Here is a 17931-nt window from a genome sequence, read left to right on the forward strand (position 1 = left end):
TCTTGTTGACCGTAGGTCAAAACTTTATGAAAAATGGAAGTGCCATACAGGCCGCTCCGATGAGTATCATAAGAAAGATATTAGTGACAAAATATGGAAAGATACATAGGATAAGGCCGGATATGAAAGCTATCTCCAGCTTCTGTCTTCTCCCGTATACCATGTAGCTCATACCGACCGAGCTGAAGAATATCATCCAGATTATATATGCTGTGCTTCCCATGAACTCCTTTGCTTCAAGGAAATAAAATTGCCGCAAAAGAAATAAGTTGAGATATTCTTTGCGGCAATTTTAATCGGTTATTTTTTCTTCTTTACTTCTTTTTTGTTTTTAGTTTGTTTTGCTGCTTTATCCTTATCCTTCTTTCCACCTTTGTCTCCCATCTCTTCTCCACCTCCTTTTTAAGAAATTGGAATCACTTAAGGAATTATAAACTTCTCTGAGATAAAGATAAAGCAAAAAGTTCTTGAAAAAGAAACAGTGCGTGTTTATGATAGTTCATCATGCTGATCGAGCGACAGGTTTCCATATTCTGTGCCGGAATCTCCACAGCCATAGTCATCCCTGAATTCTTTCCAACCTTTATCAAACATGTGCCGGTGACTGACGGCCCGCATGTCGGACTGCTCATCGGTACATCACTCGGCGCACTCGGTGTCCTCACGGGAATGCTCATTGCAGTGGATGAGATCAGTTATGCGGAAGGGTGGGGATGGAGATCGTTTTGCCTGATAAAGATATTCCTCTGGATTGTCTTCGCCTTAGGGCTGAGCGCAGGAACCGCCTTTTTTGCATTTAACACTTCCGATATTCTTTGGCGTATACTTCTTGGGGTTGTTTCACTGACTCCGTTGATAGGTTTGGTTATTGCCGGATTAGGGTTTAGGAAGTGATGATTTATTCCCCCTCTTAAGAGTAAGAGGGGGTGAGGGGGCGTTATGAGTTTTCTACGGAATGACCCGATACTGAAGCAGAGGCGAAGAGATTTGAGGCGTGACCAAACCGACGCTGAGAAGGCATTCTGGGAGCAGGTGCGGAACAAGCGATTTTCAGGATTAAGATTTGTAAGGCAATACAGCATCGGGCCTTACATCTTAGATTTCTACTCTCCATCCGTAAAGGTAGCTGTAGAACTGGACGGTGGTCAGCATAATCAAATTGATAACAAAGAATATGATGCAGCTCGGACTGAATATCTTAAAGCTCACGGAATTAAAGTAATGCGTTTTTGGAATCATGAGGTGTTGCTTGATATGCAGAGTGTTTTGAGGAAGATGGCGGAGATGATATCATAACTCCTTTTCAGTTCCTCCTCTTAGTTTAAGGGGAGGTTAGGAGGGGTTATTGATTTAAGTAACTCCCCCTGTCCCCCTCTTAGCCTAAGAGGGGGGATGAATGGATGGGATTGATCATCGCTGCGGTTGGTTTTAGGAAGAGATGATAAAGGAATGAAAATCCTGTTGACACAATAATTGTGGGTAGCTATAGTATGTTAATTAATTCTCAAAGAAACTAATTGTTTTTTTCAGTTTATGCTGATAAATGTTTCGAATATCAATAGTTAGGTCTAATCCTAACAGCTCTTATGTACTTAGCAGATCTTCTTAATTCAAGAGGTTTATTTCAGAGAACATCATCTTGGAAGAGTTCTACAGAATTTGCAGATGATGTTTCTCTACTACTTAGCCGAGGGACTTCTGCAGTTATAAGTATTTTAAAAATTGAACAAACTCAACTCAATTGTGTACGAGAATTCGAATTATTCGAAAATCAATTAAATTGTATGGAAGACAGAATTGTCTTCAACTCGCAAAGTTTAGTTGAACTACAGAACGAAATCTCACCATTACTCTCAACTTTAAGGATAATGCAAGATGTTACTGTCAGTCTTATAAGCAAAAGTCTTAAAATAAGCTTACCTTCTAGTATCAACGATACAATTAAGAAAATAGAAAAATACGGTCTTCCTAATGAAGTAAAGAATTTATTATGTGATTATTGGAATTCAGGTGGTGCTTCAATTCGAGATTATAGAATACTCGATCAGCATTTTACCGGCATTTCTGATCGTGTCTTCTTGCAATTACAACCGGCAAAGAAAGTATTGCTATTATTTCCGGATAATCCCAAGGAAAAATCGAAAAAGAGTTTTACGTTTGATAAGGAGATATGTGGGATAAGTGTTTTACGTGTTGGATTTGATGAGGTGCACAAATTGATTGAATCGATAGCAGATTATCTCGGTTATCAGCCGAGCCCACTTCCGACATCTACAAATATGTACCAACTAGGAGATCTTCATCCTTCTCGTAATCGATTGCTCAGTTTTATCTTTGAGACTCCATTATCAATCCGACCTGATGGCAGTAAACAAATAAATATCTCCGGAATTAGAATTAGTCAATTGGAGGACGGCAAACTGCAACTTCAAAATATGTTTTTGACCAAGGACAAATTAAAGAAACTAATTGGATAAGTCGGTAGGTTGACTATTGATATTTGAACCTCAACCTTGCTCACAACTTCCACAAAATTAACTATCTGCTATCTCCCACTTCTCCCATTCAAAAAACCTCCCCACCTTTGTTAAAATAACGCATGACAAAAGTCATCGCGTACAAGAACACCGACAAGGTATGTTTCTGCCAGATAAAGTTCAAGAGCAGAGAACGCATTCTCATATCCATAGCTAATGTGCCGGAGCCAAGTATTAAGATAATAAAACTGCTGGCAGGCATCATCCCTTACAAGACGATATGGGAATTTAACGCTGGCAAAACAGATGGCAAAGACCCATATGCAAAGATGATCTCAATGTTCATGGATAAGAAGCAATCTAAAGTAGACCATCCCCTTGATGCCATCATAATAAAACTGACCCCATGCAGTTCATCATATGAAGCGGTCAGTGTCCTGAAAGAGGCAGAAAAGGCTTACCGGCGCGGCTAACAAAAAGATTCTTCTTTCTGTTTTAATCTCTAATTAAAGACTCCCGGCATCCATTTATTATTTCCTGTATATATATTATTATATAAACTCAAACTTAAGGTTATGAATATGAAATATATAATTCTATTAGGCGATGGCATGGCTGGAAGGCCTTTGAAGAAGCTTGGCAATAAGACCTGCCTTCAATATGCGCGCACTCCGAATATGGACAAGCTCGCCTCTGAAGGCCTTGTCGGTAAGGTCAGGACCGTTCCAAAAGGTTTTGAGCCGGGCTCTGATGTTGCTAACTTATCCATACTCGGATATGACCCGAAGAAATATTACAGCGGCAGGGCGCCTGTTGAGGCTGCTTACAGAGGGATAAAGCTCGGGCCTAAGGATGTGGCATTCAGGTGCAACCTTGTCACGTTGTCTGATTCAATTAACAGTTCATCGTCAGTGATGAAGGATTACAGCGCAGGCCATATCTCAACAAAAGAGGCAACGCTTCTTATACAGGAGATAAACAAGAGGCTCGGCAGTAAAGACATCAAATTTTATCCCGGCATGAGCTACAGGCATCTCATGATATGGAGGAACGGCAAGGATAAGATAAAGTGCACGCCGCCTCATGATATTACAGGGAAGAATGTCTCAGGATATCTTCCGAAAGGTGATGGCAGCAAAATTATTAAAGAACTCATTGGAGCTTCAACAGATATCCTTATGTCGCATCCTGTCAACCTTGCCAGGGTGAAGAAGGGGCTATCACCTGCAAGCAGCATCTGGTTCTGGGGGCAGGGCAGGAAGATACCGATTCCAACATTCAAATCCAAGTACGGGCTGAAGGGCGCAATGATATCAGCGGTGGATCTTACAAAGGGTTTAGGCAAGCTTGCGGGCTTTGATATTCTGAATGTCAGGGGCGCGACAGGTTATCTTGATACGAATTACGAGGGCAAAGCGAGGGCTGCGTTGAAGGCTTTAAAGAGCGTTGACTTTGTCTACCTGCATGTTGAGGCGCCTGATGAGGCAGGACATAACGGAGATATGAATGCAAAGATACATGCTATAGAGGACTTTGATCTTAAGGTTGTCGGGAATATTATTAAAGGCATGAAGAGGTTTAAAGACTTCAGCATACTTCTGCTGCCTGACCACCCGACGCCTATCAGCATAAGAACACATTCTGATGAGCCTGTGCCGTTTGTAATATACAGAAGTGATAAAGAAATCTCTTCTGGCGCGAAGGTAAAAGCCTTCTCAGAAAAGATCTGCGGATTGAAAAATATTATAAATATTGATAAGGGATACACGCTGATGGATTATTTTATTGGAGGTGGGGATTGGCATTAATAGTTCAGAAATACGGAGGCACATCAGTTGCGAACACAGAGAGGATAAAGGCTGTTGCAGAGAGAGTTGTTGCAACTGCAAAGGAAGGCAACCAGGTTGTTGTGGTTGTATCTGCTATGGCAGGAGAGACAGACAAGCTTGAGAGATTCGCCCATGAGATTTCTGATTATCCTGTTGAGAGAGAGATGGACCTGCTCCTCTCATCCGGTGAGAGGATAACAAGCGCGCTAACAGCTATGGCGATACAGGAACTGGGATTCACCTCGATGAGCTTTACAGGCAGGCAGGTCGGCATTCTGACAGACAGCTCCCACACAAAGGCGATGATAGAGAGCATTGACGCTGGAAGGCTTGAGGCTGCCATTAGTGAAGGTGTTATACCTGTGGTTGCAGGATTTCAGGGTATAAATGAATTATCTGACGTCACCACACTCGGCAGGGGCGGTTCTGATACAACTGCCGTTGCGATAGCCGCCGCGCTCAAGGCTGACCTGTGTGAGATATACACGGATGTTGACGGTGTCTATACTACAGACCCGAGATTGGTCAAAGACGCAAGAAAGCTGGAAAAGATATCTTATGATGAGATGCTTGAGATGGCAAGCCTCGGCGCAAAGGTTCTTCATAACCGCTCAGTAGAGTTTGCAAAGAAGTTCAATGTGCCGCTTGTTGTTCGCTCAAGCTTTAATAATATTCCGGGAACCCTTGTTACAATGGAGGATAAAGATATGGAGAAGACAGTAATATCAGGAGTTACAGCTGACAAGAATCAGACACGAGTGACTATATTCGGCGTGCCGGATAAGCCCGGTATAGCGGCAAAGGTATTTAAAGCCCTTGCAGACGCAAATATTGTTATTGATATGATCGTTCAGAACGTCAGCACAGAGACGCATGCGACTGACATATCTTTTACAGTATCAAAGGCAGACAGCAAAAAGGCGTCTGATGTGACAGCAAAGGTCTCTGAAGCGCTTGGAGCCAAAGGCGTGACCATGAATGCCGATGTAGCAAAGGTCTCTATTGTGGGAGTCGGCATGCAGTCGCATATCGGCGTGGCTGCAAAGATGTTCGATGTACTGTCAAAGCAGGGTATTAACATAATGATGATCAGCACATCCGAGATAAAGATATCCTGTATCATTGATATCGATAAGATAGGCACAGCGGTCCAGACCCTTCATGATGCTTTTGAACTTGCCGGATAATAATTATCTTCAATTTTCTGATTGATTGGATTAAAATAACTTATGCGTAAGATCGAACTGTATGATACAACCCTGAGGGACGGCGCACAGTCTGAGGATATCTCTTTTTCAGTTGAAGACAAACTGCGCATAACAGAGAAGCTTGATGACCTCGGCCTTCATTTTATCGAAGGCGGTTGGCCCGGCTCAAGCCCGAGAGACGCTGAATTTTTTCAGAAGGCAAAGAAGCTTAAACTTAAGAACTCCGAGCTTACTGCTTTCGGCTCCACACATCACGCGTTAAAAAAAGCATCGAACGATCCTAATATCATTGCCCTTTTAAAATCAGGCACCCCTGTCATCACGATCTTCGGAAAGTCGTGGGACTTTCATGTGTCGCATGCTTTAAAGATATCCAAGCAGGCAAATCTCGACCTTATCAGCAATTCGGTCTCTTATCTGAAGAAGAGAGTTTCAAAGGTCTTTTTTGACGCAGAGCACTTCTTTGACGGCTACAAGGCAAACCCTGAGTATGCATTGCTGTCGCTTAAGGCTGCTGTAGAAGGCGGCGCAGATTGTCTTGTGCTTTGCGATACGAACGGCGGAATGCTGCCGCATGATCTCGGTGAGATCGTAAAGGTTGTGCTCAAGAACTTTAAGGTGCCTGTAGGCATTCACGCTCATAATGATTCGGAATGTGCTGTGGCGAATTCCATCATCGCATTACAGCTTGGCGCATCTCAAGTGCAGGGCACGATGAACGGCCTTGGTGAAAGATGCGGAAATGCCAACCTTGTCTCCATTATTCCAAACATAAGGTTAAAGCTTAACTATTCCTGTATAACTGCCTCTAATTTAAAGAAATTAAAGGTAGTCTCAAGGTACGTCTCAGAGATATCTAACCTTAGACATTTCAAGAGACAGCCCTATGTTGGAGACAGCGCTTTTGCTCATAAAGGCGGTATTCATGTCAGCGCGATCCAAAGACATTCTGACACTTATGAGCATATCAAGCCTGAACTTGTAGGCAATTATCAGCGTATCCTTGTCTCTGACCTTGGCGGGAAGAGCAATGTCTTAAGAAAGGCAAAGGAGTTCAATCTCAGGCTCGACCCTGATTCGCCTTTGGTAGCTGAGATAGTTAAGGAAGTGAAAGACCTGGAGAACCAGGGTTTTCAATTCGAGGGTGCTGAGGCTTCGCTTGAGCTTTTGATGAAGAAGAAGCTCAGCCTACACAGAAAATTCTTTGACCTTATCGCTATTCGTGTTATAGATGAATTTAAAGTATCTGATGATGCATTCAGCGAGGCCACTGTTCATCTGTCTGTGAAGGGCGAGGAGATATATACTGCAGCAAACGGCAACGGCCCGGTCAATGCATTGGATAACGCATTAAGAAAGGCGCTTAAAAATAAATATCCTGCGCTTAATGAAGTTAAACTTATAGATTACAAAGTAAGGGTCTTGGCTGCGGGAGTTGGAACTTCTGCCAAGGTAAGGGTACTTATCGAGTCATGCGATAAAGACCATAAGTGGGGGACTGTCGGAGTGTCTGAGAATATTATCGAGGCTTCATGGCAGGCGCTTGCAGACAGTATTGAGTATAAACTTTTGAAGGGATAATCTTATGATCGAAGAGACCGGCGTAGTGATCAGGACTGAAGGGATAACGGCAACAGTTCTTGTTCAGAAGAGGGGCTCCTGTGAAGGCTGTACCGCGACAGGAACATGCGCTACAACTCAGGAAGGCATGGAGATAGAAGCGTTAAACCCTGTTCAGGCCGAGGCCGGCCAAACCGTAAAAGTTTCGATACAGTCCATGACCTATCTGAAAGGCACCATGCTTGTTTACGGTTTTCCCATGATAGCGCTTATAGCAGGGGCTGTTATCGGCAAGAACATCGGTGAAAAATTCTTTTCATCTTTTGATTCAGACCTGTGTGCAGCCATATTTGGTTTCAGCGCATTTTTGCTCGCATTTTTATTTGCCAAAGTATACAGCAGGAAAGCAGAGACAAAGACTGAATATAAACCTGTCATTAGTGAGATCGTCTCTTAACTTATTGTCATCAACTTATAATATTTATTCTTAATTCATTAGGAGGTAATATATGAGCTTTGATACTGACAAGATCAGAAATATCGCTGTAATCGGCGGCGGCAGGGCTGGAAAGACCACCATGACCGATGCACTCCTTTTTACCGCAAAGGCAATCCCCAGGATAGGCAGGATCGAGGACGGCACCACTACAACAGATTACGAACCTGAGGAGATCAGCCGGACCATCTCTATATCATCAGCTTTGGCATTCTGCGACTGGCAGGGCTGCAGGTTAAATATCATAGATACACCGGGGTATATAAATTTTATCGAAGACTCCAAGGCGTGCCTGAGCGTTGCTGACGGAGTGATTGCGGTTGTCAGCGCTTTGACAGGAGTCAAGGCAGAGAATGAGCAGGTCTGGAAATGCGCTGACAGTTATAAATTGCCGCGCCTGGTATTCATAAGCAAGATGGACAGGGATAATGCTGATTTCGCAAGCGCGGTCAGCAGTGTTGAAAAAGCATACGACGTCTCAGTTGTTCCTCTGAACATTCCTATCGGTGCCGGCCCTGGTTTTGAAGGAATCATTGATGTCGTAAATATGAAAGCCTTAAAATTCAAGGGCGGTTCTATATTTGAGGAAGAGATACCTGAAGAATTAAAGTCTCAGTCAGAGGAATTCAGGACAAGGCTTATTGAGCGTGTCGCAGAGTCGGATGACTCTCTGCTTGAAAAGTATCTGGAAGGTGAAGAACTCTCATCAGATGAGATCAATAAGGGTTTAAAGAATGGTGTATTGACCGGTAAATTAGTTCCTGTTTTCTGCGGGTCTTCAACATTGAATATCGGCATGTCTCAGCTTCTTGATGCCGCAGTAAAGACCCTCCCTTCACCTGCTGAAAAAGCTGCGCTTGGCCCTGTGAAGGCTAAGGATCAAAAGACCGGAGAGGAAGTTATCATAAAGATCAATGAAGGCGGGCCGCTGGCAGTCCGAGTCTTCAAGACTATTGCAGACCCGTTCGCAGGCAAGCTGACGCTCTTCAGGGTTTATTCCGGTTCACTCAAGGCTGATACAACTGTCTATAATTCAACGCATGATGTTAAAGAAAAGTTAGGAAGCGTATTTTATCTTCAGGGCAAGAATCATATACCTGCTCAGGACGTAGGTCCCGGCGGCATTGCTGCGGTTGCCAAGCTTAAAAGCACATTGACAGGAGATACTCTTTGCGATGTGTCCAAGCCTGTTATTTTTGATCCGATAAAATTTACGGAACCGATGATCTCTTATGCGATCGAACCCAAGAGCAGAGGGGATGAGGATAAAGTGAGCACTGGTATTCACAGGCTGCTTGAGGAAGACCCCACGCTTAAATTCACGAGAGATGCAGAGACAAAGGATATGATCCTTTCCGGCATGGGGCAGGTTCACCTTGAGGTCATACTTGAAAAACTAAAAAGAAAGTTCGGCACAGAAGTTATTATGAAAGCTCCGAAGATAGCTTACCGCGAGACGATAAGAACATCTGCGGATGCGCAGGGCAAATACAAGAAACAGTCAGGCGGCAAGGGACAGTTCGGAGACTGCTGGGTCAGGATAGAGCCGTTGCCGAGAGGGGCAGGTTTTGAGTTTATCAATAATGTCGTAGGCGGGTCTATTCCAAGGTCGTACATCCCGGCTGTAGAGAAGGGGATAATTGAGGCGATGGCTCAAGGCTTATATGCGGGTTATCCAATGGTCGACCTGAGCGCCTCTGTATATGACGGGTCTTATCATTCAGTTGACTCGTCAGAGATGGCATTTAAAATTGCAGGCTCTTTTGCCATAAAAAAAGCTGTTCAGGATGCAAGGCCTGTCCTGCTTGAGCCTATAGTAAAGGTTGAGATCACTGTGCCTGATGAATATCTCGGGAGCATAATGGGCGACCTCAATACCAAGCGCGGCAAGGTGCAGGGAGTTGAGCAGTCAGGCGATAACCAGAAGGTTGTGGCGCTTGTGCCTGTGTCTGAGATGCTTACATATGCGAACCAGCTTAACGCAATAACAAGCGGCCGCGGCGTATATACGATGTCCCCGTCTCATTATGATGAAGTCCCTGAGCATATAGCAAAAAAGATAATTGAGGAGAAGAAAGAAGGGCAGTAAAGTCATTTTTTTTATCAGGTAGTTGATATTATTTATATAAATCTGCAAAATATAAGTCGTTTTAGAATTAACTAAGTTTATCCGTATGTAATATAAAGCATATTTTTCTATATTTTAAAAGGAGGTAGATATTGGGAAACGTAATGAAATGGCGCAAAAAGAAGATGAGCAAGCATAAACACAGAAAGCTGCTCAAGAGAACCAAGCACCAGAGAAGAAACAAATAATAATCGCGATATACGGCTTGTATTTGAGCTTGATTTATAATCAGCTTTTCCTTACATATTGTATAAATTTTTTAATATATAAAATTATATTAAATTGATTGATATGCGTTTGTTCTAAAAGGGGACAGTTTACTGTCCCCTTTTTTTGCATTTTCTGTATGTTCAGTATGCTTCAGAAATTGCTTGATAGTATGGAGCTGTTTAATATATAGTATTACTTAATTTATCACCTCATTATATAGTGATATTGAATCCCTGTTTGAACCATAGTCAGGCAGCTGCTTTGTATCTTTTATAAAATGCACGTCGAACGAATTGAAATAATAGGATTTAAATCTTTCTGCGACAAGACCGTGATAGATCTGCATCCCGGCATTACCTCTATCGTAGGGCCCAATGGATGCGGCAAGAGCAATGTGGTGGATGCTTTCAAATGGGTTCTTGGTGAGCAGAGCGCAAAGAGCCTCAGGGGCGGCACCATGGAAGATGTCATCTTCTTTGGTTCAGCCAATAAAAAGAGCAAGGGTATGGCAGAGGTCACACTTGTTCTCTCAGGCATTGACGAGCAGCCTTCTGATGCTGATGGCAATAACGGTTCAGGTTCCCGTGAGATAAGCGTCTCCCGCAGGCTCTACAGGTCAGGCGAGAGCGATTACCTCCTCAATAAAGTCCCATGCAGGCTTAAGGATATCAAGGACATACTTCTTGATACAGGGCTTGAACTCAAGGCATATTCCATATTGGAGCAGGGCAGGATAAATCACATCCTCAATTCCAAGCCTCAGGACCGCAGGTTTCTTATTGAGGAAGTTGCCGGGGTCATGAAGTATAAGGCGAGAAAGGCCGAGGCTATAAGAAAGCTGGACTCATCCAAATCCAACCTCCAGAGGCTCTCAGATATCATAAGCGAGATTAAGAGGCAGATAGGCTCTATAGACAGGCACGCAAAAAAGGCTGAGAGATATAAAAAACTATTTGAAGAGATGAAGCAGATAGATCTTAAGATAGGCAAAAGGGACATGGATTCTCTCAGAACAGAACTTACCGCGCTTGCCTCATCCGAGAATGATCTTAATGCAAAAGACGCAGAGGTTGCCGCAAGGCTTCATTCTTCCGAAGCTCTTATAGAAGAGAAGAAACGTTCATGTACTGACACTGAAAAGATGCTTGGTGAGGCAAGGTCGAGATTTTATCTGCTGGAAAAGGAAGTCACAGAGAGCGAAGGCGAGATAGCACTGCTCAAAAGGGACTGCGAAAATCTCAAGGACAGGATAGGGCATCTGGCTGTCAGGGATAAAGAATCCCTGTCTATAAAAGAAGAGGCTCTTGCGAACCTTGAAAACATTGAGAAGGAGAGCGCAGCAATAAGTGAGAGCCTTTTAAGACTGAATACAGTCTTGGAAGAAAAAAATAATATCTTCCAATTGGTGCAGCGTGATATCACTGAATCAGAGAGGTCTCTTGAATCAGAAAGGAGAGGGCTTTTTTCCAAGGCAGAAGAGATAAGCGCCATAAGAAACGAGATAAGCCGTATCTTAGTTACTATTGAAAACCTTAACCTGAAGACTGAGAAGAATTCCGAGGATATCAGTTCTGTCAAGGATAATCTCGTCTCACTTGAAGATGTTATAAACGATACAAGGAATAAATTTAATGAAGCAGGTGAACTGCTCAAGGTCATGACAGAAGATAAGCAAAAACTGATAAATGACTTGAGCATTAAAAAAGAGGAGCTTTCATCAAGTGAGGCCCTACTCTACAAAGACAGAGAGGATTTTGCCGCACTTGCCTCAAAACTTGAGTCTTTAACTGAGGTATATGATTCAAGGAAGAGCAAGATAGACGAGATTGTTAAAGTGCTTTCGCATGTCTCTGACATATTCGAGACTTCACCTGAATATGAGATTGCGCTGGAAGCTATCCTCGGTGAGAAGCTTAATGCCTCAGTAGTTCAGGATCATAGTGAACTCGCCAGGGCTTTAAATCACATTAAAGAACAGAAGAGCAAGAGAAGCGGTTTTATTTCTGTCAGCCAGGCGAAGGCTTCTTATGCCGATACTACAAATGCTAACGCAGCCGCAGGTGTGATCGGAAGGGCTGTTGATTTTATTAATGTGAAACAGGAATTCAATAATGTCGCGTCTGCTCTTTTGAGCGATGTTCTCTTCGTAGATAATATAGATACTGCTTTCTCCTGCTGGAGAACCGGAACTTCGCCTGCCTATTATGTGACGCTTGACGGTGAGGTGCTTGAACCTTCGGGCATTGTATTTGCCGGCACAGAAAAAGGGGTTCTCAAGATAAAGCGTCAGATAAAAGAGCTTGAGAAAGATATATCCGATAAAAAAACACGAATTGCAGATTCTGAGGGGCTTGTTAAAAGATTAAGAGATGAGATCATCCGGATTGAAAACAATATCATCGTGCTCGGCGGTGAGATATCCGATAAAGAGAAGTACTGCCACGAATTGAAGGTAAAGCTGAGCGGCATGGATGAAGAAAACACAAGGCACCAGAGAAAGCTTGAGTTTCTCTCTATTGAAACAGACGAAGGCAGGAGCGAGCAGGAGACGCTTAAAAAAACACTTGCCGAGAAGAATCATTTCTGTGAGCTTCTTATAAATGATAAAAATGCTATCGAGGAAAAGATATCGTCTGCACAGGGTTCGATCACCGAAAATAGGACAAGGCTTGAGGCTCTCCGCTCAGAACTGACGCAGGTAAAGCTTGATCAGACATCCATAAATGAAAAGATGCTCTCTTTCACAAGAGAGCGGGACAGGCTGGAGAGGTCCATAACGGATATTGAAAAGAAGAAGTCTGAAATGCTCAATGAGCGGAATTCCATGGAAGAGTCTATAGTCCGCAAAGAGGCAGAGATATCCAGGGGCAATGAGGCGCTCATGTCAAAGGTGATAAAGATAGAAGAGACCAGGGGCGAGGTTTCAAATATCGAGGAGATACTTGGAGCAAAGACTGCTGAGGTTGAACTTCTTGAAAGGCAGCAGAAGACCTATACTTCCGAGCTTGATGTGATAAGAAAGGAGCTCAGCCATGTTGAGGTGAAGAAGATGGAATCCTCAATGAGATATGACTATCGCAGAGAGGATATCAGAAAGTCGTATTCTATCGATATCGAAAATGCTTTGATAGATAGTGAGGTCACGCCTGAAGAAGAGGAGAGGCTTCCGCAGCTCAAAGCGAAGATAGAGGAGATAGGACAGGTAAACCTCGGCACGCTTGATGAATATGAAGAGCTTAAGACCAGATATGAGTTCATGGCAAAGCAGCAGGATGATGTTGTGAGCTCAATTACCGCGCTTGAGGAAACCATATCAAAGATCAATCAAAGCACAAAGCAACGGCTGAGGGATGCATTCGATGCTTTAAATGAGAAGTTCAAGGAGGTATTTACAACCCTCTTCGGCAATGGCAAAGCTGAGCTCATACTTACTGAAGATGATATACTTGAGGCCGGTATCGAGATAGTGGCGCAGCCCCCGGGCAAGAAACTCAAGAACCTCATGGCGCTTTCAGGCGGTGAGCAGGCATTGACAACGCTTTCACTGCTTTTTGCAGGCTTTCTGGTAAAGCCCACCCCAGTCTGTATTCTGGATGAGGTCGATGCCCCGCTTGATGAGTCAAATACAGGCAGGTTTATCGAACTGCTGACCGAGATGTCAAAAAATATTCAGTTCATAGCCATTACGCATAACAGGATCACAATGGAGGCGGCTGATTATATCTACGGGGTCACGATGGAGGAGCCAGGTTCTTCCAAGGTGGTTTCTATGCATATGGCTGATATAGTTTAACCCGCCTTTTTATTGACCTCTCGATTTATAGGTAGTTTTAACTTATAATAAATCAATTCTTCTATATCTATTTTATTAAAAGGTTTCAGTAATAATGCGAAAAGTATACAGAAAGACCGAGTATGTTTTTTTAGGGCTGCTGATTGTTTTCTTCATAGTCTTTACGTTTTATAATTTCGGGTTTGAGATATATACTTATTCCTGGCATATAACTAATCCCCGGCCCATAGTTTTAAATAATTTGAGAGTTACCATACCCGAGGGCCTTGTCGGTAGGATGGCCGATAATAATGTAGTTGAGGTTACATATTTAAAAGATCCACTTAAGGCTACTATCTATTTGAGGCAGATGGATTATGAACCTGCAAGTAGCATCTGTGACATGAGTCTCGGCACGGTAGAAAAGAGTCCGTGTAAGATCTCAGGCAAGGAATGTATAAGGCTCAGATTCAACAGGGATTATAATGACGGATATATAGAGGAATTGTACCTGACAACTGAAAAAGCCTATATTTCATTTCAGGGCGACAGGAGTGAGAGGAAGTACCTATTGAAGCTGATTCAGGACTTAGAGGTTATCTGATACATTTAATTTTGTACCCCCCTGTTGTATTCGTTTCTGAGATAAAACCATGAAAGACCTTAAAGACATACTTCCCGGCAGGGTCAGCACTGAGGCAGAGGAACTCTTCTGTTACGGTTTTGACGCATCAAAAGAAGAAGGGCTTCCATCCGCGGTTGTCAGGCCTTTAAATACTGAAGAGGTTTCAAAGGCTGCACGCTACGCTTTTGAGAACAATATTTCCATTGTGCCCAGAGGAGCAGGGTCAGGTATGACAGGCGGCTCTGTACCTCTGAATGATTCAATGGTCATTTCACTTGAGGGGATGAATAGGATAATCGATATTGACGAGCGGAATATGGTAGTAACTCTTGAGCCCGGGGTTATTAATAAGCACCTTCAGGACAAGCTTGAGCCTTTAGGGCTTTTTTATCCGCCTGACCCTACAAGCATGAACTTCTGCACAATAGGAGGGAATGTTGCTGAAAATGCAGGCGGGCCGAGGGCGGTAAAATACGGAGTGACAAGGGATTATGTGCTTGGGCTTGAAGTGGTTCTTTCTGACGGTAAGGTCATTACAACAGGAGTGAAGACCCACAAAGGCGTTGTAGGATATGACCTGTCATGGCTTATTGTCGGGTCTGAGGGAACGCTTTGCACGGTTACGAAGATATTTTTAAAGGTGCTTCCTCTGCCTGAAGAGGTAATTACTATGCTGTGCTCATTCAGCAGTCTTGAGAAGGCATCAGAAGCTGTTCCAATGATAGTCTCATCAGGAACTATACCAAGGACGCTTGAGTTTATGGATTCAGGAGCCATACAGGCTGTGGAAAGCTACAGGCCTGTCGGGTTGCCCGGGAATTCTGAGGCGCTTCTGCTGATAGAGGTGGACGGATCTTCAGACCTCGTCAGAAAAGATGCTGACAAGATCGCATCAATATGCGCTAATATGGGAGCAGATGTAAGTATTGCAGATGGCGCATATGCAAGAGAGCGGCTTTGGGAATCAAGAAAAGCGCTTTCGCCTGCACTTTATCATCTGAAACCCGACAAGATAAATGAAGACATTGTTGTGCCGAGAACTAAAATACCGCAAATAATCCGGTCAATTAAATTGATCGAGGAAAAGTATAACTTAATGATCGTGAACTTCGGCCATGCCGGTGACGGTAACATTCATGTGAATATAATGACCGACCGAGATAACAAAGAAGAGTATCAGATGGCGCAGCGTGCCGTTAAAGATATATTTGAGGAGACACTGAAACTGGGCGGCACAATATCCGGCGAACACGGGGTAGGCATTACAAAGTCAAAATATCTCCGTATGGAGCTTTCTGACGCAAGTATCGGTTTAATGAGGTCAATTAAGGATGTTTTTGACCCGAGGGGCATTATGAATCCGGGAAAGATCTTCCCGTCTGCCTGATTCCGGATCGCTTTTCCCAACAATTTTGTTTCTTGAAAAAGTTTTTCTTTCATGACATTATAGCCGAAGCTTTATATCAGTATTATTTTATAAACTTTAACGGCAGTATGAGTCGCATTAATAATCGAAATGCAATACTACTGTTTTACAACAGCGGTTTTAGCAGAAGGTTTATTTATTTAAAGAGATAGCTCCGCATTGTGAATGCGGGGCTTTTTTTGTTTTATAAGTTAACTGATAATAATAAACATTCGGGAGGTTCAGATGAAGAGAAAAGTATTTTTATTAATGATTGGGATGTTACTAATAAACTTTAATGCCTTTGCAGCTGATGGGGACTTTACAGTAGAAGGGAGTTTTAATGTTGATAACGGTAAGTTTTTTTACAACTCAACCACAAACAGGATAGGAATGGGTACATTAACACCTGCATCTTATTTCCATATTGAAGACCTAAACACTACTATGATGAGAACCATGATGAGCGCAAATGGGATCAGCCAAATCCTGATGGAATCATATGGTGATCTAACATGGATGTATCCCTCATTTGTGGGAAAGAAGTCACGGGGAAGCAAAGGGGCTCATACACCTGTTATGAACGGTGACGTTTTATTTCGAGTCGGTGCAGGCGGATATGATATTAATGGTGAGACAATGCCTAAAACATATATTAACTTCATTGCAAATGAGGACTGGCAAACAGGACCAGGACATGGAACAAGAATAGGTGTTTTTACTACAACGAATGGGGTTGAAGACCCAACAGAGAAATTGACAATCAGCCATAATGGCAATATCGGCATCGGCAAAACAGATCCTAAAAGTGCGTTACAGGTCAATGGATATATACAGCTTGCATTGACATCCGGTACACCGCCATCCGGTGATTGTGATGAGACGGCAGAGTATGGACGTATGAAGGTTGACAGCGCTGACGGTAGATTATACATTTGCGTCAGTAGTGGTTGGGTTTATAAATAGGACTATGCATTTTAAAGGAGTTACGATGCTATATAAAACAAAATGGATAGTCATTCTATTTGTTTATCTAATATTTCTTACTACATTTCATATAACCGCTTACGCAGCCACTCTTACCTGGAACGGGGAAGGCGGTGATAACCTTTCCTCAAATTCTGCTAACTGGTCCGGCGCAGTTGCGCCACAGCATGGAGACAACGTCGTTTTTGACAACACATCTCTAAAAGATTGCACCTGGGATCTTAATGTAACAACCGCATCTATTACAAAATATTCCGGTTACACAGGAAGCATTACGAAAATATCAGGGGCATCACTTGCAATTGCAAAAGTAATCAGGTGGTCAGGAGGAGGCAGTGATAATTTAGCATCAAACCCTTCCAATTGGTCAGGAGGCGTCATCCCTAAGAACGGAGACAAAGTAATCTTAAATGATGCATCTTCAGACGATATGACATGGGATCTGGCAGGTGTTGAGATTGCCCTGTTCAGTATCAGTTCGGCATATTCAGGAACAGTTACGCTTAATACAGCATTTACTGTTACAGGCAATATATATGTTGCCGGAGGAACCCTTAATCTTAATAATTATGGACTTAATGTTGATGGTTATCTGATGCTCAATACTGATGGAACCATTCTGGCAACTTCATCTACGATCACTGTCAAAGGCCATTGGGTAAATGCAGGCACTTTTAATGCCGGGACTTCGACAGTAATTCTTGCGGGAACGGATCAATATATTCTCGGCAACACCGTTTTTTACAACCTGTCCAAGACGGTGTTGTCTGCCGATACTTTATATTTTGAAGCTGGGAAAACCATAACAATCCTCAACAGTCTTACCTTACATGGTGTTGAAGGAGCAATGCTTACCCTGCTGAGCACATCTCCGGGAAGTTACTGGTCTCTTGACCCACGCGGCGCCAGAAACATCTCATATGTAAGCATACAAGATCTTAATAATGTGAACTTTGTTGATATTGTGGCTATTCATTCTCAGAATTTAGGCAATAACTCAGGAATAGGTTTCGGAGGAAGCGAGTGTGTATGTCTGGATAATCAGGAATTGAATTTTACATATTCCGTTGGCGATAGGGAAGGAGATACCCATGTTTAAAAATAAGATTATTGCTAACAGCATATTAATGAAAAACATTACGAATATCAATCTTACTGTTATTGGTTTTTTATTAATATCATTTTCTATGTATGCAATATCTTTCGCCTCATTAACAGATACAACATCTCAACC

The 17931-nt window shown here is 42.9% G+C and carries 16 protein-coding genes; 15 read left to right on the forward strand and 1 reads right to left on the reverse strand.

Annotated elements, in window-relative coordinates:
* Positions 1 to 16: 16 nt before the first annotated feature.
* Positions 17 to 223, reverse strand: coding sequence for a hypothetical protein (locus Q7U10_09425; protein MDO8282821.1), 207 nt, complete (start codon positions 221 to 223; stop codon positions 17 to 19).
* Positions 224 to 504: 281 nt separating this feature from the next.
* Here Q7U10_09425 and Q7U10_09430 point away from each other — a divergent pair, with 281 nt between their 5' ends.
* The 15 genes from Q7U10_09430 to Q7U10_09500 all read left to right on the forward strand — a co-directional run bounded on the left by Q7U10_09430 (position 505) and on the right by Q7U10_09500 (position 17796).
* Entirely contained in the window at positions 505 to 894 is a 390-nt protein-coding gene (locus Q7U10_09430; GenBank protein MDO8282822.1) for a hypothetical protein, read from the forward strand.
* Between the two features lie 45 nt (positions 895 to 939).
* A complete protein-coding gene (locus tag Q7U10_09435; GenBank protein MDO8282823.1) occupies positions 940 to 1296 on the forward strand; it encodes an endonuclease domain-containing protein in 357 nt (118 codons plus the stop codon).
* Positions 1297 to 1586: 290 nt separating this feature from the next.
* Positions 1587 to 2477, forward strand: a complete 891-nt coding sequence (locus tag Q7U10_09440; protein ID MDO8282824.1) for a hypothetical protein — start codon at positions 1587 to 1589, stop codon at positions 2475 to 2477.
* Positions 2478 to 2599: 122 nt separating this feature from the next.
* Positions 2600 to 2950 (forward strand): hypothetical protein, encoded by a 351-nt coding sequence (locus Q7U10_09445; protein MDO8282825.1) that lies wholly within the window; start codon positions 2600 to 2602, stop codon positions 2948 to 2950.
* A 108-nt stretch (positions 2951 to 3058) separates the two neighbouring features.
* On the forward strand, positions 3059 to 4285 hold the full coding sequence (locus Q7U10_09450) for a cofactor-independent phosphoglycerate mutase (GenBank protein MDO8282826.1): 1227 nt from the start codon (positions 3059 to 3061) through the stop codon (positions 4283 to 4285).
* Positions 4276 to 5493, forward strand: coding sequence for an aspartate kinase (locus Q7U10_09455; GenBank protein MDO8282827.1), 1218 nt, complete (start codon positions 4276 to 4278; stop codon positions 5491 to 5493). The genes Q7U10_09450 and Q7U10_09455 overlap by 10 nt, the downstream gene beginning before the upstream one ends.
* 42 nt (positions 5494 to 5535) lie before the next feature.
* Positions 5536 to 7095, forward strand: coding sequence for a citramalate synthase (gene cimA / locus Q7U10_09460; GenBank protein ID MDO8282828.1), 1560 nt, complete (start codon positions 5536 to 5538; stop codon positions 7093 to 7095).
* A gap of 4 nt (positions 7096 to 7099) precedes the next feature.
* The gene (locus Q7U10_09465) at positions 7100 to 7531 is read left to right on the forward strand and encodes a SoxR reducing system RseC family protein (protein MDO8282829.1); all 432 of its coding nucleotides are present in this window, start codon (positions 7100 to 7102) and stop codon (positions 7529 to 7531) included.
* A 52-nt stretch (positions 7532 to 7583) separates the two neighbouring features.
* Positions 7584 to 9659, forward strand: coding sequence for an elongation factor G (gene fusA, locus Q7U10_09470; protein MDO8282830.1), 2076 nt, complete (start codon positions 7584 to 7586; stop codon positions 9657 to 9659).
* A gap of 131 nt (positions 9660 to 9790) precedes the next feature.
* A complete protein-coding gene (locus Q7U10_09475; protein MDO8282831.1) occupies positions 9791 to 9886 on the forward strand; it encodes an aurora kinase A-interacting protein in 96 nt (31 codons plus the stop codon).
* Between the two features lie 299 nt (positions 9887 to 10185).
* Entirely contained in the window at positions 10186 to 13701 is a 3516-nt protein-coding gene (smc, locus tag Q7U10_09480) for a chromosome segregation protein SMC (protein ID MDO8282832.1), read from the forward strand.
* 94 nt (positions 13702 to 13795) lie between these two features.
* Positions 13796 to 14284, forward strand: coding sequence for a hypothetical protein (locus Q7U10_09485; protein ID MDO8282833.1), 489 nt, complete (start codon positions 13796 to 13798; stop codon positions 14282 to 14284).
* A gap of 49 nt (positions 14285 to 14333) precedes the next feature.
* Entirely contained in the window at positions 14334 to 15692 is a 1359-nt protein-coding gene (locus Q7U10_09490) for an FAD-linked oxidase C-terminal domain-containing protein (protein MDO8282834.1), read from the forward strand.
* 264 nt (positions 15693 to 15956) lie between these two features.
* Positions 15957 to 16676, forward strand: coding sequence for a hypothetical protein (locus Q7U10_09495; protein MDO8282835.1), 720 nt, complete (start codon positions 15957 to 15959; stop codon positions 16674 to 16676).
* A 25-nt stretch (positions 16677 to 16701) separates the two neighbouring features.
* Complete coding sequence (locus tag Q7U10_09500) at positions 16702 to 17796, forward strand: hypothetical protein (protein MDO8282836.1); 1095 nt, start codon at positions 16702 to 16704, stop codon at positions 17794 to 17796.
* Positions 17797 to 17931: the final 135 nt, after the last annotated feature.

Source organism: Thermodesulfovibrionia bacterium, from assembly GCA_030646035.1.
In the GTDB taxonomy this organism is placed as follows: Bacteria; Nitrospirota; Thermodesulfovibrionia; order UBA6902; family UBA6902; genus JACQZG01.